Here is a 20,846-nt window from a genome sequence, read left to right on the forward strand (position 1 = left end):
CTTCTTCCCCGTCCTCTCCCCCGGAGGTTGATGTGTCCGGCAGTTCCGCACGTTCGGCGATGCTCCGCCGCGCCCGTACGGCGGTGGCCTCGGCCACCGCCTTCACCGCGGCCGCGATCGGCCTGTGGACCGGGCTCGGCGGCACGTCCGCCGAGGCCGCGAGCGCCGTACCGACCCCGGACCACGTGATCGTCGTGGTCTTCGAGAACCACGCCTACAACCAGGTCATCGGCTCCTCCAGCGCCCCGTACATCAACTCGCTGGCGACCGGCGGCGCCAACCTGACCCAGATGTACGCCGAGACCCACCCGAGCCAGCCCAACTACTTCGCCCTGTTCTCCGGCTCCACCCAGGGCATCACCGACGACAGCTGCTACACCCCGGGCTTCTCCTCGGCGGCGAACCTGGCCTCCGAGCAGCTCGCGGCCGGCCGCACCTGGGCCAGCTACAACGAGACCCTGCCCAGCCAGGGCTCGACCACGTGCAGCAGCGGCAACTACGCGCGCAAGCACAACCCGTGGTTCGGCTTCAGCAACGTGCCGACCTCGACCGCGAAGACGTTCGCCCAGTTCCCGACCGACTACTCCACCCTCCCCCAGCTGTCCTTCGTCACCCCGAACCTGTGCAGCGACATGCACGACTGCTCGGTGTCGACCGGTGACACCTGGCTGAAGAACAACCTGGGCGCGTACGCCACCTGGGCCAAGACCCACAACAGCCTCCTCGTCGTCACCATGGACGAGGACAACCGCCTGGCCGGCAACCGCATCCCGACCGTCCTGTACGGCCAGCCGGTGACCGCGGGCTCCACCTCGTCCACCACGTACGACCACTACGACCTGCTGCGCACCCTGGAGGACGGCCAGGGCCTGTCCGCGCACGCGGGCAACGCGGCGTCCGCGTCCGACATCACCGGGATCTGGGCGTCCTGACGTGTACGTAGCGGACAGCCGCGCGAGCACTCCGGCGACGGCGTCCGTGGAAGGTACCGCCCGGCCCGCGACGGCCGGGCGGTACCGCTCCACGATCGCGCCCACCGTCCTCGCCCTCGGCACGGTCAGCCTGGTCACGGACGTGTCCTCCGAGATGGTCACGGCGGTGCTCCCGCTGTACCTGGTGGCGGGCCTGGGCCTGTCCCCGCTGGGTTTCGGCCTCCTCGACGGTGTCTACAACGGCTTCTCGGCGGTCGTACGCCTGGTCGGGGGGCACCTCGCCGACCGCGGGGGCGGCCGGCACAAGTGGGTGGCGGGCGCGGGCTACGCCCTCTCGGCCCTGTGCAAACCCCTCCTGCTGATCGCCCACACCCTCACCCCCATCGGCCTGATCCTGGCGGCGGACCGCACCGGCAAGGGGCTGCGCACGGCCCCCCGGGACGCCCTGATCTCGCTCTCCAGCACCCCGGAGACCCGGGGCCGCGCCTTCGGCGTGCACCGCGCCATGGACACGGCGGGCGCCCTGCTCGGCCCGCTGGCCGCGTTCCTCATCCTCCGGGCGACCGTGGACGGCTACGACGCGGTGTTCACGGTGAGCTTCTGCGTGGCGGTGCTGGGCGTGCTGATCCTGGTCCTGTTCGTACCGTCCGGCGGCCGTACCGAAGCGAGCGTCTCCGCCGCGCGCCCCACGCTGCGCGCGGCACTCGGCCTCCTGGCCGACCGCGACCTGCGCCGCATCACCGTCTGCGCCCTTCTCCTGGGCCTCGCCACGGTGAGCGACTCCTTCGTCTACCTGCTGCTGCAACGCCGGCTCGGCGTCCCGGACCGTCTGTTCGCCCTCCTCCCCCTCGGCACGGCGGCCGCGTTCCTGCTGCTGGCCGTCCCGCTGGGCCGCCTGGCGGACCGCTGGGGCCGCTGGCACGTCTTCCTGGCCGGCCACGCGGCCCTGCTGCTCGCCTACGCGCTGCTCCTGACGTCCTGGCACGGCACCGCCCTCCCCTACGTGGTGCTGGCCCTGCACGGCACGTTCTACGCGGCGACCGACGGTGTCCTGATGGCGGCCGCGTCGGACAGCGTTCCCCAGGCGCTGCGCTCGTCCGGTCTGGCGCTGGTCCAGACGGGTCAGGCGGCGGCGCGTTTCGCCTGCTCGCTGGGGTTCGGGGCGGCGTGGACGCTGTGGGGCGACCGTACGGCGCTGAGCGTGTCGGCGGTGGCCCTGGCGGTGTGCGCGGCATACGCCCTCACCCTCCGTCCCTTCCGGAAGGCCGCCGCATGACCGTCCGCTCCCGCCTCCTGATCCTGCTCTCGGCGCTGGCGGTCCTGGCGGCCGTCGCGCTGGCCTCCGTCCTGCACGCCTCCGCCCGGGCGGAGCGCCGCGACCGCACCCAGGCGGGCGGCCCGAAGGTCACCTCGGGGACGGTGACGCTGACGGCCCCCGGCCGCATGATCTTCCGCAACATGGCCTGGGGACCGCACCGGGACGAACTGTCCACGGTCCCCGCCTCCTCCCCCTCCGGCCCCCGGACCGCCTCCGGCGTGAAATGTCTTCGCTTCTACGCCGCCGCGGGCACCGGCGTCTGCCTCCAGGCCGTTCACGGCCCGGTCTCGGACACCTACCGCGCCCTGATCCTGGACGCGCGCCTGCGCACCACCGCCCACTACGACGTCCCGGGCATCCCGTCCCGCGCCCGTGTCTCGCCCACCGGCCACTACGCGGCCTGGACGGCGTTCGTGGGCGGCGACTCGTACGCGGGCACGAACTTCTCGACCCGCACGGCGATCGTGGACACCCGCACGGGCGCCCTGATCCCCTCCCTGGAGGCCTTCCGCGTCGTCAAGGACCGCAGGACCTACCACGCGGCGGACGTGAACTTCTGGGGCGTCACCTTCGCTCCGGACGACCGCACGTTCTACGCGACGCTGGCGACGAAGGGCTCCACCTACCTCGTCCGCGGCGACCTGCGCACCCGCACGCTCACCACCCTCCACACGAACGTCGAATGTCCCTCCCTCTCCCCCGACGGCACCCGCGTCGCCTACAAGAAACGGGTGAAGGGCCTACCCAAGGACGCCCCCTGGCATCTGTACGTCCTCGACCTCCGGACCATGCACGAGACCCCGCTCGCCGAGCCCCGCAGCGTGGACGACCAGGCGGTGTGGAAGGACGCGCGCACGGTCGTGTACGCGTTGCCCGGCGACTACGGGGCGGACCTGTACTCGGTCCCGGCGGACGGCACGGGCAAGCCGCACCGGATCAGCGTGTCGGCCGTGTCACCGGCATACGTGGGCTGACCCGGCAGGAAGCTGCGCTCGGAAACAGACGACGCGAAGAGCACGGACAGTGCCGCCGACTGCTACGTACCGGCGACCTCCCCGTTCGGGCACGGCGACAGGCTGCTCCCGTACACGGACGGCGTCAGCGAGGCCCGGAACGCGGACGGCGACTTCTACCCGCTCGCCGAGCGCGCCACGGCCGGGGCGGACAAGGCACCCGGTCCGCTCGTCGAACAGCTCGCCGCGGACGTCCGGGCACACACGGGCGGCCGGCTCAACGACCTGGCCATGATCGCCCTCCAGCGCGACCGGACGGCGCCGCGGGCCGCATGAGCCCCCGCGGCCGCACAGCGCGGTGCAGGGTGCCGGATGGTTCGCGGACGGGACGCGGCGGGGGCCGGCGACCCCTGGCCGCCGGCCCCGCAACACCCTGACGAACAGGACAAACACCCGAACCGGCCCCTACAGCACCGGCAGGTTCTTCCGCAGTTCGAAGGCGGTGACCTCGCTGCGGTACTCCTCCCACTCCTGCTTCTTGTTGCGCAGGAAGAAGTCGAAGACGTGTTCGCCGAGGGTCTCGGCGACCAGGTCGCTGCCCTCCATGAGGGTCAGGGCCTCGCCGAGGTTCTGCGGGAGCGGCTCGATGCCCATCGCGCGGCGCTCGGCGTTGGAGAGGGCCCAGACGTCGTCCTCGGCGCCCGGCGGGAGCTCGTACCCCTCCTCGATGCCCTTCAGGCCGGCCGCCAGCAGCAGGGCGTAGGCCAGGTAGGGGTTCGCGCCGGAGTCGATGGAGCGGACCTCGACGCGCGCGGAGCCGGTCTTGCCGGGCTTGTACATCGGGACGCGGACCAGCGCGCTGCGGTTGTTGTGGCCCCAGCAGATGTACGAGGGCGCCTCGCCGCCGGCGCCGGCCGTGCGCTCGGAGCCGCCCCAGATGCGCTTGTAGGAGTTCACCCACTGGTTGGTGACCGCGGAGATCTCGGCGGCGTGCCGCAGCAGGCCCGCGATGAAGGAGCGGCCGACCTTGGAGAGCTGGAACTCCGCACCCGACTCGTAGAACGCGTTGCGGTCGCCCTCGAAGAGGGAGAGGTGGGTGTGCATACCGGAGCCGGGGTGCTCGGAGAACGGCTTCGGCATGAAGGTCGCCTGCACCCCCTGCTCCAGCGCCACCTGCTTCATGACCAGCCGGAACGTCATGATGTTGTCGGCCGTGGAGAGCGCGTCGGCGTAGCGCAGGTCGATCTCCTGCTGGCCGGGCGCGCCCTCGTGGTGGGAGAACTCGACCGAGATGCCCATCGACTCCAGCATGGTGATCGCCTGGCGGCGGAAGTCCATGCCGACGTTGGTGGGCGTGTGGTCGAAGTAGCCCGAGTTGTCGGCCGGGGTGGGGCGGGAACCGTCCAGCGGGCGGTCCTTCAGGAGGAAGAACTCGATCTCGGGGTGGGTGTAGAAGGTGAAGCCGAGGTCGGAGGTGCGGGCCAGGGCCCGCTTCAGGACGTACCGCGGGTCCGCGAAGGACGGGGAGCCGTCCGGCATGAGGATGTCGCAGAACATGCGGGCCGTGCCGGGGGTCTCCGCGCGCCACGGCAGGACCTGGAAGGTGGACGGATCCGGCTTGGCGATCATGTCGGACTCGTAGACCCGGGCGAAGCCCTCGATCGCGGAGCCGTCGAAACCGATGCCCTCGTCGAAGGCCTGTTCAAGCTCGGCCGGGGCCACGGCGACGGACTTGAGGAAGCCCAGCACGTCCGTGAACCACAGGCGTACGAACCGGATGTCACGCTCCTCCAAGGTCCGGAGCACGAACTCCTGCTGCTTGTCCATCTTGCGCTTCCCCATCCTTGCTGGTCAGGCCGCCTGTCTCCCTGTCCCGCAGGAGGCGGTCGGGCACCTGAGCATCACACCACAACAGCATTTCATGCGCGTTGCGGACCTTGATCGCCCGAGCGACCTCGGCCTGAACGGCTCTCGTACGGCAGGTGTCCTGCCCTGCCGCCCATCTTGCCTGCTCGCAGCGACATCCGTAATGGCCGATCGGGATCCGGGGTGACCGACGCCACGGTTCTTAAATTTGAATCTGAGATGCAAGTTTTAATAGCGTCGGGGTGTCGAACCGGCGAGCCACAAGGAGCCCCGATGCTGTCCGAGCCGTCAGCCGCCACCGTCCGCGCCACCCTCCCGGCCGTCGGCGCGGCCATCGGCGAGATCACCGAGCGTTTCTACGCCCGGCTCTTCGCCGCCCACCCCGAACTGCTGCGCGACCTCTTCAACCGCGGCAACCAGGCCGCCGGCACCCAGCGGCAGGCCCTCGCCGGCTCCATCGCCGCGTTCGCCACGCACCTGCTGGACCGTCCGGACCAGCGGCCCGACGCGATGCTGGGCCGTATCGCCCACAAGCACGCCTCCCTCGGGGTGGCCCCCGAGCAGTACACCGTCGTCCATGAACACCTCTTCGCCGCCATCGTCGAGGTGCTGGCCGACGCCGTCACCCCCGAGGTCGCGGCGGCCTGGGACGAGGTCTACTGGCTGATGGCCAACGCGCTGATCGCGATCGAGAAGCGCCTATACGAGGAGAGCGAGACCACCGGGTTCCGCCCCTGGGAGGTCGTCGAACGGGTGACGGAGACCGCCGACGTCGTGACGTTCCGGGTGCGGCCCGCGGACGGTGGGGCGGTGCGCGGCTTCCGCGCCGGACAGTACGTGTCCGTGGGCGTCACCCTCCCCGACGGCGCCCGCCAGATACGCCAGTACAGCCTCTCCGGCGCGCCGGGCGAGTCGGTCCGCCAGTTCAGCGTCAAGCGCGTGCCCGGCGACACCGCGACGCCCGACGGCGAGGTCTCGAACCACCTGCACGCGCGCGTGCGCGAAGGTGACGTCCTGGAGCTGTCGGAGTCGTACGGCGACCTCGTGCTGGGCGATGTCACCGACCGGCCCCTGCTCCTCGCGTCCGCGGGTATCGGTGTCACCCCGATGGTGTCGATGCTGGCCGCGCTCGCGACCGACGGCCACCGCGCCCCGGTCACCGTCGTGCACGGCGACCGCTCCCCCGCCGACCACGCCCTGCGCGCCGACCACACCGCGTACGCCGGGAAGCTGCCGGACACGGCCGTCCACTTCTTCTACGAGCGCGACGCCGAGCCGGGCACCCGCACCGGCCTGGTGGATCTCACCGACGTCGAGGTGGCACCCGGCACGCGCGCGTACCTGTGCGGGCCGCTCCCCTTCATGCGCTCGGTACGCACCCAGCTGATCGACAAGGGCGTGTCCCCGGCCGACATCCACTACGAGGTCTTCGGCCCGGACCTGTGGCTGGCAAAGGCCTGAGGCTGCAGCGCCCCGAAGCGGCGCGGGGCCGTGTCCGACGTGCGGCTACCGCCGCGTGGGCGCGACCAGCCTCGATGGCGCCGCAGCCGCCGGCGGCGGACCGCGGCAACCCGGTAGGCGCCTAAACCGCCCCGGGCCTCCTGGAGATACCGAGCAGCAACGGCCCCGTCGGCTCCGCCACCATGTCCGCCACGGTCACCGGGTCCAGGGCCGCGTAGAACGCCTCCTGGGCCCGGCGCAGCGCGCCCCGCAGACGGCACCCGGAGTTCAGCGGGCAGGGCGTCGCCCCCTCGCACTCCACCACCTCGCCGTCCCCCTCGAAGGTGCGCACCAGCGCCCCCACCGAGGCCGTACGGCCCTTCTCGGTCAGCGTGAGCCCGCCGCCCCGCCCGCGGCGGGCGTCGACCAGGCCCAGATGCTGGAGTTCGGCGACCACCTTCGCGGCATGCGTGTACGGCACGTCCATGTCGGCCGCGACCTCGCGGGTCGTGGGGGTGGACTCGCCCGCGACGGCGAGCCGCATCAGGAGGCGCAGAGCCAGGTCGGTGGAGCGCAACAGCCGCATACCGGCCAGCGTAGGTAATACGCATCCGCCATTCAAATTATCGGTTTCCTGTCGGACGGGGGGTCTTTCCGGTTCTTTCCTGTGCCCTCCCTACGACTCGCCCCATCTCCCCCATTACGATCAGCGGGCCCCATCCTCCACGTCCCTTTCCCCCAAGAAGGACACGGCCATGGCTACCGCCAAGAAGAGCAACAACGCAGCGCGCAAGGCACGCATAGAGGAGATGCGGCGTGCCGAACAGGCGCGCGAGCGGCGCAACCGGATCCTGACGATCGGCGCGAGCGTCGTGGTCGTCGCCGGTCTCGTCGTCGGCGCGGTGGTGCTGGTCAACTCGCAGTCGGACAAGAGCGACAGCGCGAGCGACGCGAAGGGCGGCTCCTCCGGGGACTCCGGGCACTTCGTGACCGGCAGCGACGGCGTGCGGACCTGGACGGGCAAGCTCTCCCGCACCCACGTCACCGGGACGGTCAAGTACCCGATGCACCCGCCGGTCGGCGGCAACCACAACCCGGTGTGGCTCAACTGCAACGGCAACGTCTACACGAAGGCCGTGAAGGACGAGAACGCCGTGCACGCCCTCGAACACGGCGCGGTCTGGGTGACGTACACCGACAAGGCGAGCAAGTCGGACGTGGACAAGCTGGCGGCGAAGGTGAAGCAGACGCCGTACTCGCTGATGAGTCCGTACGCGAACCAGACCTCGCCGATCGAGCTTTCGGCGTGGGGGCACCAGCTGAGCGTGACGAGCGCCGACGACCCGAAGGTCGGCAAGTTCTTCGAGACGTACGTGCAGGGCAAGCAGACTCCCGAGCCGGGTGCCTCGTGCACCGGCGGGACGATGTGACGTGAGGAAGCACATCGGCTGGATCGCCGGGACGACCGCGGCGGCGCTGGTCGCCGCCGGCGCGATCACCTACGCGGTCGCCGAGGACGGCGGCGGTGGCGGGGGCCTGGGCGTCCCGAGCGCGGACGGGGCGGACGCGGGGTTCGCGCGGGACATGGCGGTCCATCACCAGCAGGCCGTGGAGATGTCGTACATCGTCCGCGACCGCACGACCAACGTGGAAGTGCGGCGGCTCGCCTACGACATCGCGCAGACGCAGGCCAACCAGCGCGGCATGCTGCTGGGCTGGCTGGATCTGTGGGACCTGCCGAAGGTGTCGGCGAAGCCGCCGATGTCCTGGATGGGCATGGGCGACATGCCCGAGCGCGGGGACGGTTCGCTGATGCCGGGCATGGCGACCGACACCGAGCTGAAGAAGCTGGGGACCCTGAACGGCAAGCAGGCGGAGATCTTCTACCTGCAGCTGATGACGGACCATCACAAGGGCGGTATCCACATGGCCGAGGGGTGCGTGGCCAGGTGCACCGTCGCGGTGGAGAAGAACCTCGCCCAGGGCATGGTGGACGCGCAGCAGTCGGAGCTGACGACGATGAAGCAGATGCTGACGGAGCGGGGCGCCGAGCCGCGCGACTGAACCGCGCGACCGAACCGCCTTGCAAGATGAGGGATTTGTCGACTTAACGGCACCGCAAGCTTTCAACAACAATCGCAACCGATCTGTAATGTTCTGCGCGCCACCGAAAGTGGACCAAAAGCCCCTAATCAACGCCCACTTGGGATTTCCTTGGGTTTCCCATTCCCCTGGCATGAACAGTTCACCGAGAGAGTGACCTCCACCGTGTGATCCATTCACGGGCCCTTCCGCCGCAGGCCTCCCGGTGATCACGGACGACCGACCACTCCATGCGTCGAACCGCATAGCAGGGGGCAGTATGAGATCCAACCGTGCCAAGGTGCGGGCCAGCGTGAGCATGGCAGCGACACTGCCGATGATCGCCGGTGCGCTCGCGCTCGGCATACCCGCGGCGCACGCCGCGGACAACCCGGCCCGTGACACCCTCAAGGGCACCAAGCCCCTCTGGGCCACGGCCAAGGCGGACAAGGGCGCAACCTCGAACAGCGCGCAGGTCAAGGCCCGGGTCTACCTGGCCGGCCAGGACGCCAAGGGCCTCGCGGCGTACGCGAAGGCGGTGTCCGACCCCAGCTCGCCGCTCTACGGCAAGTACCTCAGCGCCAAGCAGGTCCAGGCCCGCTTCGGTGCCACCAAGGCCCAGGTGAAGGCCGTCAAGTCCTGGCTGACCGCGTCGGGCCTGACGGTCACCGAGGTCACGCAGCACTACATCGCCGTCACCGGCGACGTGTCCGCCGCCGAGAAGGCGTTCGGCACCCAGCTGCACAACTACGCCAAGGGCTCCAAGACCTACCGCGCCCCGGCGCAGACCGCGTCCGTGCCGGCCTCCGTGAGCTCCGCCGTCCTGACCGTCACCGGTCTGGACAACGCGCCGCACAAGGCGACCCACGACGACACGCTGCCGCCCCCGGCGACCGTGTTCAAGAACTCCGGGCCGTTCTCGTCGTACTACGGCTCGAACATCGCGACCACGCTGCCGGACGCGTACGGCAGCAAGATCCCGTACGCCGTCGAGGGCTACACCGGCAAGCAGCTGCGGGCCGCCTACGGCGCCGGCAGCTACACCGGCAAGCACGTGCGCGTCGCCATCACCGACGCGTTCGCCTCGCCGACCATCGCCTTCGACGCCGGCACCTACGCCAAGGCGCACGGCGACTCCGCGTGGAAGACGAGCCAGCTGCACCAGGTGCTGCCCTCGAACTACACGAACACCGGCGCCGACGAGTGCGACGCCTCCGGCTGGTACGGCGAGGAGACCCTCGACGTCGAGGCCGTGCACGCGGTCGCGCCGGACGCCGACGTCACCTACGTGGGCGCCGCCTCCTGCCAGGACAGCGACCTGCTGGACGCGCTCGGCAAGATCGTCGACAACCACCTCGCCGACATCGTCTCCAACTCCTGGGGCGACATCGAGGGCAACGAGACCCCGGACATCGCGGCCGCCTACGACCAGGTCTTCCAGCTGGGCGCGGTGCAGGGCATCGGCTTCTACTTCTCCTCCGGTGACAACGGCGACGAGGTCGCCAACACCGGTACGAAGCAGGTCGACACCCCGGCCAACTCCGCCTGGGTGACGGCGGTCGGCGGTACCTCGCTGGCTGTCGGCAAGGGCGACAAGTACCTGTGGGAGACCGGCTGGGGCACCGAGAAGGCCGCGCTGGCGGCCGACGGCAAGAGCTGGACCAACTTCCCCGGCGCGTTCACTTCGGGCGCGGGCGGCGGCACCAGCAAGACGGTCGGTGAGCCGTACTACCAGAAGAACGTCGTCCCGAAGGCGCTGGCCACGGCCAACAGCGCCGGCGGCAACCGGGTCGTGCCGGACATCTCGGCGATCGCCGACCCCAACACCGGGTTCAAGGTCGGCCAGACCCAGACCCAGGCGGACGGCACCGAGGCGTACAGCGAGTACCGCATCGGCGGCACGTCGCTGGCCGCGCCGGTCATCGCCGCCGTCCAGGCCCTCGCCCAGGAGGCGCGCGGCGGCCAGGCGATCGGTTTCGCCAACCCGCTGATCTACTCCAAGTACGGCACGAAGGCCTACCACGACGTCACCGACAAGCCGACCGGCAAGGACCTCGCGGTCGCCCGCGTCGACTTCGCCAACGGCTACGACGCCACCGACGGCCTGCTGACCTCGGTCCGCAGCCTCGGCAAGGACAGCTCCCTGTCCGCGGTCAAGGGCTATGACGACGTGACCGGCGTCGGCACCCCGGCGAACGGCTACGTCGAGTCGTACAAGCAGTCGCACCGCAAGCACTGACGGCACTGAGCAGCTGATCCGCTGAGCACAGGGGCGTGGGGTTCTTATGGACCTCACGCCCCTGTGCGTTACGCCTACTTGAGGAAAGCGACGAAAGGGGCCCAGGCGGTGCCGGGGAGGAGGAGGGTGGGACCCTCGGGGGACTTGGAGTCGCGTACGGGGACGAGGCCGGGGAAGTTCGCGGCAACTTCTGGGCAGTCGCCGCCGTCACCATTGCTGTAGCCCGGCTTGCGCCATGGGGCGGCACCGGGGAAGTCGCGGGCCACTTCGACGCATTCCCCGCCGTCACCGTTGCTGTAGCTGCTCTTGAACCAGAGCGCGTCACTCAAGTCGATCCGGCTGCTTGCCATTTCGGTATTCCCCTGCCGCTGCCTCGATCATGGCGCGAGGTGTCCGACTCAGATCCACGGACGCTGCCCGCCCTGCTCCCCGCCACGTCGACGGAGGAATCGGGGCGCGGCCTGGCCGTCCTCGACGCGCTGACCGGTCGCTGGGGCGCGGACCGGGGCCCTGACCGAAAGACGGTCTGGTGCGAGATCAGTCATCCGGCCCTTCGCAAGGAATCCCCGGCGCGGCTTTCGCCGCAAGCACCAACAGGCCGGCATCGAGGACGATGAAGAAGACCGATTCGGCCCCCGTCCCGCTCGACCACCTCAGGAACGGCCGATTCACGTGGTCGAACCTGAATGCCGACCCGGTTGCGCCCAGAGGCCGTTCATGTGGGCGTACGCCGGCAGGTCGCCATGGAGCCGCTGATCGGCCGACTCGCCGAGCGGAGGGGCGTGGGGTCCTGGTCCTGGTGACCCCACTCCCTCCGCATGACGACGAGCGGAAGGCTTTCGCCCTGGCCCGGAGTACCCGGAGTATCCGGCTCGCGGGCCGGGAGAGGGAGCTACCCGGTCATGGACGGGGCGAAGGGAGACAGGGCCGGGCCGAGCTGGGGGCCGTGGGCCAGGCCGAGGGCGGCAAGGGCGTCGGGCACGCCGCACCCGGTACGGGCCGCGTCCAGTGTTCCCAGTGCGGCGAGCGGGCGGCAGCTGGCGGCGAGAATCCCGAAGAGGTGCTGCACGCGGCCCGGCCCCCGGGGCAGCAGTTGGCCGTGGAAGTCCTCGTGATGGGCCAGCACGAGCGCGGCCAGGCCCGCGATGTGGGCCGACGCGGTGCCGGTGCCGTCGAGGGCGGTGTAGCCGCCGTCCGGGGCACAGGACAGGACCGAGACGCCGGGGGCGGCCGCGTTCACTCCGGGACCGTGGCAGCTGAACGGAGCGGCGAACAGCCCCTCTGCGCTCAACTGCGGCCCGATGTGGGTGGCCTGGGAGGTGTCGGGCGGGTAGGTGCCGAAGGCTCCCAGGGCGCCCACGGCGAAGACGGTGGGCAGGGAGGCGGGGAAGGAGACCGGTCCGCCGCTGTCGCCGACCGCAGCGATGCAGGCGATGCCCGCCGCGGTGGCATCGGCGAGTTTGCGGGAGACCAGCGACGAGGGGTACGGGGTCGCCACCTGGATGTGGGCGATGTCGACCTCGTGCTCGACGCAGTGGTCCAGGGCTGCGATCAGGTCGCTGAAGTGGCCGTCGGGCATGATCCCGCAGACCTCAAGTTCGGCGTCGACGGCGATGCCGATGACGCCCTTGCCCGTGTCCGCCCCGACGATGATGCCTGCCGCGTGGGTGCCGGTGCCGACCGGATCGTGGGCCCAGCCCTCCTTCGTGCCGCGCACGAAATCGGCGCCGGAGCGCACCCGTTGCTTCAGGTCGGGGTGGTCGATGCTGACGCCCGTACCAATGACGGCGATCTTGGTGCCGAAGGCACGGAACGTGGGTGGCAGCCGGTCCAGCCGCATGGCCTGCTGGCCCCAGCCGTAACTCTGCCGCTGTTCCAGTTCCGGGTAGACCCCGGAGAGCGGGGTGAGCGTGACCAGGTTGTCCTGCGTCACCGAGAGTTCGGGGCGGTGGATCCAGCGGTCCGTGTAGCCGCCCGCGGGCCGGACGTACAGTGCCTGCACGGACTGCGCGGTCTCCGTCGCCAGCGTGAGGGTGACCCTCCCGTCGGGGCCGGTGACGCCCTGGCTCGGCCATGCCGCCCCGATCAGGAACACCCCTGCACCGGCAAGCGGTTCGCCGTCCGGACAGCAGACACTGATCGAGACCTGCAGGGGCTTCTCCAGCGGCATGACCAGCCCCGGGTCGCGCAGCGGCAGCAACCCCGCGGCCGGCATGGCGACGGGTACGGCCGTGGACAGCGGCAGATCCGGCTCGATGTGCACATGCAGCGACTGCATCGCCGGTACCTGGGCTTCGGCGGCCTCGACGACCACGAGTTCCGGGCAGGAGGGCTGCACTCCCGCCGACTGCAGCTTGTCCGACGGGGTGAGTCTGCGAACCACCGTGACCTCGGGCATCCGCTCCAGGTGGTCACACACCGCGTCCATGCCGAGTTCGGGCACTCCCACAGGCAGCAGCTGCTGCGGCAGCGGGGTCACCATGTAGCGGGACCGGCGCGGCTGTACCGCGATCGGCGACGGTCCGCCCTTCTTGCGCGGCGCCGCTTTTTCCTCGGGGCCCGGCCCGCCGGCCCCCGCGCCCTCGGATTCGCTCTGGCGGCTGCTCCTGGGCTTACTTCCGGGCCTGTCCTTGACCATTACATCCACCTTAACCATGCCTACGTCGGTTTCCGCGCTTCTGATCCGTATGACGGGCGGCTCGTGCCTTCCGTGGCTGTGCGGTGTGCTCGGGAACCGGTCCCGGGCACACCGCACTGGTCACTGCCTTGCGTCAGCCGATACCGAAGTGCTGACCCATCGGGCCGAAGCCGAAGCCGGGCTGCTGGTACTGCTGCGGGTACTGCTGGCCGAACGGCTGCTGACCGAACGACTGCTGGCCGAACCCGCCGCCCCACTGGTGCTGGCCCTGCTGGCCCTGCTGGCCCTGCTGGCCCTGCTGGCTCTGCTGGCCCTGCTGCACCAGCGTCAGGATCGCGGTCGGCAGCGCCTGCTGCACGGACTGCTCCACGGCGCTGCGCACGCCCTGCACCAGGGAGTGGTGCAGCGCGACGGCCAGGTAGGGGTGGGCGTGGTGGGCGATGCCCTGCTGCTGCAGCTGCTGCTGGACCTGGTGGAGCTGCTGCAGCGTCTGCTGCATGCGCTGCGCGATCTGCTGGCTCGCCTGCTGGCAGGCCTGCTGGATGGACTGCTGGACGACCTGCGCGAGCTGCTGCTGCGGCCCGGCGAACTGCTGGCCGAACTGCTGCAGAGGCGGGGTACCGGTCATCACCGACATGAATACTCCGTTCGATGTCACAGGAAGGTAAACATAAGACAAGCTGTTTACCTTTTCGGAATATTTCCGACATGTCGAAGTTATGACCACGCCGAGCGGTCCCGCAATCGGGCGAGGTGATCGGCGCAAGGAATCCCCCGATCGGCTCCGGTGACCGGCGAACCGGCCCCGGAGGCCGCAGGATGAGCTTCTGTCCGAAGGCACCGAACGAGCGCGCGGACCTCGCCCCGCCACTGTCGGCGCCTGCGGCGCGGCGGGGGCTTCGAGGACCGGCGACGCGCAGGACCGGCCGAAGCCCTCGGCGGGTCCGGGAGGAGAGCACGGGCAGGACTCCGGTCGACACACCCCGCGCACCTCACGGCGCACCGCGGAGAGCGCGGATAGGTTGGGCAAGGCCCTACAGCAACACGCGGTAGGGCGACGCCCGGCTGACCGAGCTCCGGCGGTCTTCGGTGCGAATGGGATATGGGGTAATTGGCAGCCCGACGGTTTCTGGTTCCGTTAGTTCAGGTTCGAGTCCTGGTATCCCAGCAAGCGCGGACACCGCCCCTCCGACAGGAGGGGCGGTGTCCGGTGCACGACGTGAGGCTCGTCGCCGGGGAGGCGGACGCGGTCAGTCGGCCTTCTTCTGGGCGGCCTTGAGGATCTGGTCGACGTCGAGGGTGACCTGGGCGCCGATCGACCGGGGCAGCGTGATGGTCTCGCCGGGCGAGTACGGACGGTGGTGCTCGTACTGCTCCCCAGTGGGATCCGTGAGCACGTGGACGCGCTGGTGCTTGCGGTCGACGATGACGTAGACCGGGACCTTGGCCTGGGCGTAGGCGACGGCCTTGGTCTTCAGGTCGTCCTTCCAGTTGCTGGAGGTGACCTCAAGGACGAGACGGAAGCACACGGGGTCGTAGGCGTTGTTCTCGACGAGGTGGTCGTCGATGTCGGCGTCCACGATCGCGAGATCGGGGATGACGTAGTCCTCGGCTCCGGTGGGCAGCCACACGCCGACGTTCTGGAGGACCTCGGTGTCGCCGTCGTCCAGCCCCGCCGCGATGAAGGGTCGCATGAGCTTGGTCAAGGCACGGGCGTGCGGGGCATCCGGTGATGGGGTCACGAGGAGGTGGCCTCCGATGATCTCGACTCGGTAGCCCGGATGCCGTTCCATGATCTCGTCGGCGATGGCCGTGAGCGAGAACGGCTCGTCGTCGAAGGGCTGCCCGATGGCTGCGGCGGACATCGCGTGCCTCCCAGGGGCCGGTGTCGAGAGCATCATCGTAGGCAGATCCGATCGCCGACGCCCCGTCCTAAGCGCTTCACCCGAAGGTGAACACCGCGCCTGCCCCTTGACGGGCGGATCCGGCGGCGCACCGTGCACCGCGGTGTCCCGGCCGGCCTCCGTGTCGGCGGTCGGCCGGGACACGGCCGGTCAGGAGGAGTGCACCGGCTCCACGGCCTCCGGGACGTGCGAGGCGATGACCCGGTCACGGACCGCGACCGGCACCGTCCGGCGCCGGTCCACCGCGTACGCAACGCTCGCCACGCCCAGGCCCAGGACGGCCAGGGCCGTGCCCGCCAGCGCCGGGGAGGTGACGCCGAAGCCCGCCGCCAGGGCCACGCCGCCGATCCAGGCGCCGCCCGCGTTGGCGAGGTTGAAGGCCGCCTGGTTGGCGGAGGAGGCGAGAGAGGGGCCCGCGGCGGCGCGTTCCATGACCATCAGCTGGAGCGGGGAGCCGGTGACGAAGGCCGCCACGCCCAGCAGGACGACCGCGACGGCCGCGCTCCCCTCGGTCCGCATCAGGACCGGGAAGAGGAGCAGCACCGCCACCATGGACACCAGGCCGCCGAAGAGTGTGCCGCGCATCGCGTGGTCGGCGAGGCGGCCGCCGACCAGGTTGCCGATCGTGGCGCCGACGCCGAAGAGGGCGAGGAGGAGGGTCACGCTGCTCTGGGTGTAGCCGGCGGACGCCGTCAGCATCGGCGTGATGTAGCTGTACGCGGAGAAGAGGGCGCCGAAGCCGACCACCGTGGTGGCGAGGGCCAGCCACACCGGGAGGGAGCGGAGGGCGGTGAGTTCGCCGCGCAGGCCGGACGCCGGGGCCGGGGTGTGCGTGGGGCGGATCAGGAAGAACACCGCGGCCATCGCCGCGACGCCTATCAGGCTCACGCCCAGGAAGGTCGCCCGCCAGCCGAGGTGCTGGCCCGTGAGGGTGGCGACCGGGACGCCCGCGATGTTGGCGACGGTCAGGCCCATGAACATCAGGGAGACGGAGCGGGCCTTGCGCTCCGGTGCCACCAGGTTGGTGGCCACGACCGCGCCGACGCCGAAGAAGGCGCCGTGCGGGAGGCCGCTGAGGAAACGGGCGGCCAGGAGGGAGTCGTAGCCGGGAGCCAGCGCGGAGAGCGCGTTGCCCGCGACGAACAGGCCCATCAGGGAGATGAGGACCGTGCGGCGGGGCAGGCGGGCGGTGAGGGCGGCCAGGAGCGGGGCGCCGATGACGACGCCCAGCGCGTACGCCGAGACCAGGTGGCCGGCGGCGGGGATCGAGATGTGCAGGTCGTCGGCGACGTCGGGCAGCAGGCCCATCATCACGAATTCGGTGGTGCCGAGACCAAAAGCGCCGACGGCCAGGGCGAGCAGGGCCAGAGGCATGAAGGGCTTTGCCTTTCGGGGAGCAGGGTTCCGTGCGTTCTATGTTCAGCTACGGAACAAAGTCTCCCAGGCCAAGTATTCCGCCAGGTTGCGATGCGGTGTCCAGTTGTCCTTACAAAGCCGACCACACGCCGATGACCAGCGGTTTTCACGAGCCCGATGTGGTCAGGTTCACACGCGCGGCGATCGGGAGGTGGTCGCTTCCGGTCCTCGGGAGGGTCCAGGAACTCTCCGGGTCCACGCCCTTGACCATGATCTGGTCGATGCGGGCCATCGGGAACGAGGCCGGCCAGCTGAACCCGAAGCCGCTGCCCGCCGCGCCCTGTGTGGAGCGCATCTGTGAGGTGACGGCGTTGAGGGAACGGTCGTTCATCGTGCCGTTGAGGTCGCCGAGGAGGATCACCCGGGGCAGGGTCTCGTCGGCGATGGCCTCGCCCAGCGCGTCCGCGCTCGTGTCGCGCTGCCGGGCGGTGAAGCCGGCGTTCAGCTTGACCCGGACGGAGGGGAGATGGGCCACGTAGACGGCGAGAGGGCCGTCCGGGGTGGCCACCGTGGCCCGCATCGCGCGCGTCCAGCCGAGCTTGATGTCGACGGCCTTCACGCCGGTGAGGCGGTACTTGCTCCACAGGCCGACGGTGCCCTCGACCGCGTGGTACTTGTACGTCGGCGCCAGCGCTTTCTCGTACGTGGGCACGGCCGTCGCCGTCAGTTCCTCCAGGGCCAGCACGTCGGCGCCGGAGGAGGCGAGCTGAGTGGCCGTACCGGTCGGGTCGGAATTGTCGGCGTTGACGTTGTGGGTGGCCACCATGAAGTCGCCGCCGGTGCCCTGCTTGTCGGTGAGCAGTCCGCCGAACATGTTCAGCCAGACGATCGCCGGGAGCAGTACGGCGATCAGCGCGGTCGCCGACCTGCGTACCAGGCCGAGCAGCAACAGCACCGGGATCAGCAGGCCCAGCCAGGGCAGGAAGGTCTCGGTGAGACTGCCGAGGTTGCCGATGGCGTTGGGGATGCGGGAGTGCAGCAGCATCACACCGGCCAGCAGCAGCGCGATGACGGCGAGGACGATGCCCCGGCGCCAGATGCGTGGATCGTCCCGCCAGCCCGACAGCAGCCGTTCCACCAGGCGCCGGAACCGGTCTCCCCGACGCTCGGGCCCCGAGCCGCCGCTGTCCGTCTCCGTCATGTACGCCTGCTGCGCCATACCGTCTGCCTCACAACCTGCCGTGCACACCGTCGTCCCCCGGTTACGACCCTAGGGGATGATCGGCTCCTCTCCCGCCGTCACATGACGGCCGTACGGAAGACGAGGACGAACAAGCCGAGGGGAGGAGTTCCGGTTACCGGCGGGTCGGCGGGGTCTGTGACAGAACGCGCACACTCCCGCTCACGACTCCGGCGGGGTGACGGGCCCGAGACCCGCCAGTACGGCGTCGACGATCTGTTCGGGCAGGCTTTCGGGGAGTTCCGCATCCGGGCGCAGGATGGCCCTGAGCAGCATCGGGCCGGTGAACATGTCGTTGGCCAGTTCGATGTCGACGCCGGCGCCGAGTTCGCCGTTGCGCTGGCCGCGGCGCAGCACTTCCTTGCCCAGTTCGCGCCGGGGGTTGACGACGTTGGCGTGGTAGGCGTTCCAGATGCGGGGGCTGCTCTTCATCTGGGCGTAGACGTTGTGCAGGATCGCCGACGAACGGTTCATCAGTCCGCGCTGCCGCAGCGATTCGAGGAGCACGACCAGGTCGTCGCGCATGGAGGTGCCGGGGAGTTCGGGGTCGGGGGGCTCGGCGGCGCGCATGACGTCGACGAAGAGCTCCTCCTTGCCGTTCCAGCGGCGGTAGATGGTGGCCTTGCCGACGCCGGCGGTCCGGGCGATCCGCTCGATGGACAGCTCGCCGAGCGGAACGCCGTCCTCCAGGAGCTTCATCACGCCCTCCAGAATGGCGATTTCCACCGCCTCGCTGCGGGGGCGGCCCCGGGCCGGAGCCATCGACCGCGGGCCGCTGTCGGCAAGCGTCACGTCATACCGTCCTCTCACTGGCTACGAGAATCCTCCCGCAACCGAAGCCTCCCCCCGTGGTCGCCCACGAGGTTTCCCCCCTGTGGTCCTGTGTGCTCCTGTGGTCTCCGCTGGGTTCCCGTAGGGCCGTCGGGGTTCCCCGGCTTTCCCGTAGGGCCGTCGGGGTTCCCCGGCTTTCCCGTAGGACCGTCGGGGTTCCCCGGCTTTCCCGTAGGGCCGTCGGGGTTCCCCGGCTTTCCCGTAGGACCGTCGGGGTTCCCCGGCTTTCCCGTAGGGGGCCGTCGGGGTTCCCCGTAGTTCCTGCCGCTGCCGGTGCCTCGGTCGTTCGTCAGTCCGTCGCCGCGACCAACTCCTGTTCCCGGTCGCCCTGCTGACCGGCCGGCGGTTTGCCCGGCAGGAAGAGGGCCACGACCACGGCGCCGATCAGCGCGACGCCCGCGCCCCACAGGGCGGTGGTGTGCATGGCGTGCAGGAAGGCGTCGTTGGCGGGGGTGACCAGGGCCTTGCCCTGGGCGCCGAGCTTCGAGGCGACGCCGAGCGTGGCCTCGATGGACTCGCCGGCGGTCTCGCGCAGCCCGGGCGGCAGCGCGCCGAGGCTGCCCTCGATGCCGTTGCGGTACGACGTGGACAGCACCGAGCCGAGCACGGCGATGCCGAGGGCGCCGCCGACCTGGCGGAAGGTGTTGCTGAGCGCGGAGGCGGAACCGGCCTTCTCGCGGGGCAGGGCCTGCATGATCACGACCGAGGTCGGCGTCATGATGTGCGCCATGCCGAAGCCCATCAGGAAGAAGACGATCTCAAGGATCCAGATCGGCGTGTCGGCCTCGAAGGTGGCGAAGGCACCCAGGGTGGCGGCGATCAGCAGCAGGCCGCCCGTGGTGGTGGCCTTGTTGCCGAACCGGTCGACGACCAGCCGGGCCCGCGGCGCGAAGATGATCTGCGCGACGGCCAGCGGGAGCAGCAGCAGACCCGACTGCAGGGGCGAGTAGCCGCGCACGCTCTGGGTGTAGAAGACGGAGAAGAAGGTCACGCCCATCAGCGCGAAGAAGACCAGCGCGATGGCGGCCATGGCGGCGGAGAAGATCTTGTTCTTGAAGTAGGTGACGTCCAGGGACGGGTGGTCGCTGCGCTTCTCGAAGATCACGAAGGCGGCGAGCACCACGAGGCCCGCGGCGATGGTGGCGAGCACCTTGGCGTCGGTGAAGTCGGCGAGTTCGCCGCCCTTGATGATGCCGTAGACGAGAAGGACCAGGCCCACGACGGAGAGCACCACGCCGACAGGGTCGATGCGGCCCGGGCGCGGGTCGCGCGAGTCGGGCACCAGCCAGAACATCAGGGCGAGCGCGATGATCACGATCGGAACGTTGATGAGGAAGACCGAGCCCCACCAGAAGTGGTCCAGCAGCACACCGCCGGTGATCGGGCCGATGGCGATCGCGAGGCCGACGCCGCCCGCCCAGATGCCGATCGCCTTGGGCTGCTCCTGACGCTCGAAGACGTTCATCAGGACGGCGAGGGTGGCGGGCATCACGAATGCGGCGCCGAGGGCCATCAGGGCCCGGAAGGTGATCAGCTGGCCCGCGGAGCCGGACTCGGCGGCGAGGGCCGAACCGGCGCCGAAGACCACCAGGCCGCCGATGAGCACCTTCTTGCGGCCCAGGCGGTCGCCGACGAGACCGGCGGTGAAGAGCAGGCCGGCGAAGACGAGGGTGTAGGCGTTGATCGCCCACTCCAGCTGGCTCTGGGTGGCACCGAGGCCGACCGGAGCCGGGGTGGAGATGGTCTTGACGGCGACGTTCAGGATCGAGTTGTCGAGCACCACGATCAGCAGGCTGAGCATGAGCACGCCGAGGATCGCCCAGCGGCGCCGGTGCACTGCCTCGGGTATGCGCGGACCGGGCGGAGCGTGGTCGGCAGGAGTTGTCATGCAGACGAGCCTAGTCCCATTTCAATACGGCACCGTCTCGTATTTGAATCACTTTACCTGAACCTTACATAACGCGACAGGGTGGAGCGGGGAGGGGGCGGCCGGGGGGTGGTGACCGATGGATCACACGGGGGCGCTCTGGCCGAGGGCGGCACGAAG

The 20,846-nt window shown here is 70.1% G+C and carries 18 protein-coding genes and 1 tRNA gene; 9 read left to right on the forward strand and 10 right to left on the reverse strand.

Annotation, left to right across the window (positions count from 1 at the left end):
* The first annotated feature begins 59 nt into the window (after nt 1-59).
* From OHB00_RS14990 to OHB00_RS15005, 4 genes are read left to right on the forward strand one after another with little or no spacing between them, the layout of a single operon-like run.
* Nucleotides 60-932: an alkaline phosphatase family protein gene (locus OHB00_RS14990; protein ID WP_406445785.1), complete on the forward strand. Its 873-nt coding sequence runs from the start codon at nt 60-62 to the stop codon at nt 930-932.
* Nucleotide 933: 1 nt separating this feature from the next.
* A complete protein-coding gene (locus OHB00_RS14995) occupies nt 934-2,208 on the forward strand; it encodes an MFS transporter (RefSeq protein WP_406435095.1) in 1,275 nt (424 codons plus the stop codon).
* Nucleotides 2,205-3,224: a TolB family protein gene (locus OHB00_RS15000; RefSeq protein ID WP_406435097.1), complete on the forward strand. Its 1,020-nt coding sequence runs from the start codon at nt 2,205-2,207 to the stop codon at nt 3,222-3,224. The genes OHB00_RS14995 and OHB00_RS15000 overlap by 4 nt, the downstream gene beginning before the upstream one ends.
* A 12-nt stretch (nt 3,225-3,236) precedes the next feature.
* Nucleotides 3,237-3,539: a SpoIIE family protein phosphatase gene (locus tag OHB00_RS15005; RefSeq protein ID WP_406445787.1), complete on the forward strand. Its 303-nt coding sequence runs from the start codon at nt 3,237-3,239 to the stop codon at nt 3,537-3,539.
* Between the two features lie 129 nt (nt 3,540-3,668).
* On the opposite strand, the gene glnA is transcribed toward OHB00_RS15005, so the two are convergent.
* Nucleotides 3,669-5,030, reverse strand: coding sequence for a type I glutamate--ammonia ligase (gene glnA, locus OHB00_RS15010; protein ID WP_406435099.1), 1,362 nt, complete (start codon nt 5,028-5,030; stop codon nt 3,669-3,671).
* Nucleotides 5,031-5,342: 312 nt separating this feature from the next.
* On the opposite strand from glnA, the gene OHB00_RS15015 reads away from it, so the two are divergent.
* Nucleotides 5,343-6,530, forward strand: a complete 1,188-nt coding sequence (locus OHB00_RS15015; RefSeq protein WP_406435101.1) for a globin domain-containing protein — start codon at nt 5,343-5,345, stop codon at nt 6,528-6,530.
* A 121-nt stretch (nt 6,531-6,651) separates the two neighbouring features.
* On the opposite strand, the gene OHB00_RS15020 is transcribed toward OHB00_RS15015, so the two are convergent.
* Complete coding sequence (locus OHB00_RS15020) at nt 6,652-7,095, reverse strand: Rrf2 family transcriptional regulator (RefSeq protein WP_406435103.1); 444 nt, start codon at nt 7,093-7,095, stop codon at nt 6,652-6,654.
* Nucleotides 7,096-7,264: 169 nt separating this feature from the next.
* Here OHB00_RS15020 and OHB00_RS15025 point away from each other — a divergent pair, with 169 nt between their 5' ends.
* The 3 genes from OHB00_RS15025 to OHB00_RS15035 all read left to right on the forward strand — a co-directional run bounded on the left by OHB00_RS15025 (nt 7,265) and on the right by OHB00_RS15035 (nt 10,830).
* Nucleotides 7,265-7,939 carry a DUF3105 domain-containing protein gene (locus tag OHB00_RS15025; protein WP_406435105.1) on the forward strand — a complete coding sequence of 225 codons (675 nt, stop codon included), beginning with the start codon at nt 7,265-7,267 and terminating at the stop codon, nt 7,937-7,939.
* A 1-nt stretch (nt 7,940) separates the two neighbouring features.
* Nucleotides 7,941-8,573 carry a DUF305 domain-containing protein gene (locus OHB00_RS15030; RefSeq protein ID WP_406435107.1) on the forward strand — a complete coding sequence of 211 codons (633 nt, stop codon included), beginning with the start codon at nt 7,941-7,943 and terminating at the stop codon, nt 8,571-8,573.
* Nucleotides 8,574-8,910: 337 nt separating this feature from the next.
* Nucleotides 8,911-10,830: a protease pro-enzyme activation domain-containing protein gene (locus OHB00_RS15035; protein WP_406445788.1), complete on the forward strand. Its 1,920-nt coding sequence runs from the start codon at nt 8,911-8,913 to the stop codon at nt 10,828-10,830.
* Nucleotides 10,831-10,904: 74 nt separating this feature from the next.
* Here OHB00_RS15035 and OHB00_RS15040 read toward each other — a convergent pair whose 3' ends face one another.
* The 3 genes from OHB00_RS15040 to OHB00_RS15050 form a co-directional block, all read right to left on the reverse strand.
* Nucleotides 10,905-11,180 carry a DUF397 domain-containing protein gene (locus tag OHB00_RS15040; protein ID WP_406435109.1) on the reverse strand — a complete coding sequence of 92 codons (276 nt, stop codon included), beginning with the start codon at nt 11,178-11,180 and terminating at the stop codon, nt 10,905-10,907.
* Between the two features lie 542 nt (nt 11,181-11,722).
* Nucleotides 11,723-13,468 carry a S8 family serine peptidase gene (locus OHB00_RS15045; RefSeq protein ID WP_406435111.1) on the reverse strand — a complete coding sequence of 582 codons (1,746 nt, stop codon included), beginning with the start codon at nt 13,466-13,468 and terminating at the stop codon, nt 11,723-11,725.
* Between the two features lie 133 nt (nt 13,469-13,601).
* A complete protein-coding gene (locus tag OHB00_RS15050) occupies nt 13,602-14,105 on the reverse strand; it encodes a hypothetical protein (RefSeq protein ID WP_406435113.1) in 504 nt (167 codons plus the stop codon).
* A 459-nt stretch (nt 14,106-14,564) separates the two neighbouring features.
* Here OHB00_RS15050 and OHB00_RS15055 point away from each other — a divergent pair.
* Nucleotides 14,565-14,636, forward strand: a tRNA-Gln gene (locus OHB00_RS15055).
* 82 nt (nt 14,637-14,718) lie between these two features.
* On the opposite strand, the gene OHB00_RS15060 is transcribed toward OHB00_RS15055, so the two are convergent.
* The 5 genes from OHB00_RS15060 to OHB00_RS15080 all read right to left on the reverse strand — a co-directional run bounded on the left by OHB00_RS15060 (nt 14,719) and on the right by OHB00_RS15080 (nt 20,687).
* Nucleotides 14,719-15,333 carry a Uma2 family endonuclease gene (locus tag OHB00_RS15060; RefSeq protein ID WP_406435115.1) on the reverse strand — a complete coding sequence of 205 codons (615 nt, stop codon included), beginning with the start codon at nt 15,331-15,333 and terminating at the stop codon, nt 14,719-14,721.
* Between the two features lie 189 nt (nt 15,334-15,522).
* On the reverse strand, nt 15,523-16,746 hold the full coding sequence (locus OHB00_RS15065; protein ID WP_406435117.1) for an MFS transporter: 1,224 nt from the start codon (nt 16,744-16,746) through the stop codon (nt 15,523-15,525).
* A gap of 148 nt (nt 16,747-16,894) precedes the next feature.
* Nucleotides 16,895-17,947: an endonuclease/exonuclease/phosphatase family protein gene (locus OHB00_RS15070; RefSeq protein WP_406435119.1), complete on the reverse strand. Its 1,053-nt coding sequence runs from the start codon at nt 17,945-17,947 to the stop codon at nt 16,895-16,897.
* Nucleotides 17,948-18,130: 183 nt separating this feature from the next.
* The gene (locus tag OHB00_RS15075; RefSeq protein ID WP_406435121.1) at nt 18,131-18,760 is read right to left on the reverse strand and encodes a TetR/AcrR family transcriptional regulator; all 630 of its coding nucleotides are present in this window, start codon (nt 18,758-18,760) and stop codon (nt 18,131-18,133) included.
* A gap of 328 nt (nt 18,761-19,088) precedes the next feature.
* A complete protein-coding gene (locus OHB00_RS15080) occupies nt 19,089-20,687 on the reverse strand; it encodes an MFS transporter (protein ID WP_406435123.1) in 1,599 nt (532 codons plus the stop codon).
* Nucleotides 20,688-20,846: the final 159 nt, after the last annotated feature.

The organism is Streptomyces sp. NBC_00631 (assembly GCF_045206895.1).
Classification (GTDB): Bacteria; Actinomycetota; Actinomycetes; order Streptomycetales; family Streptomycetaceae; genus Streptomyces.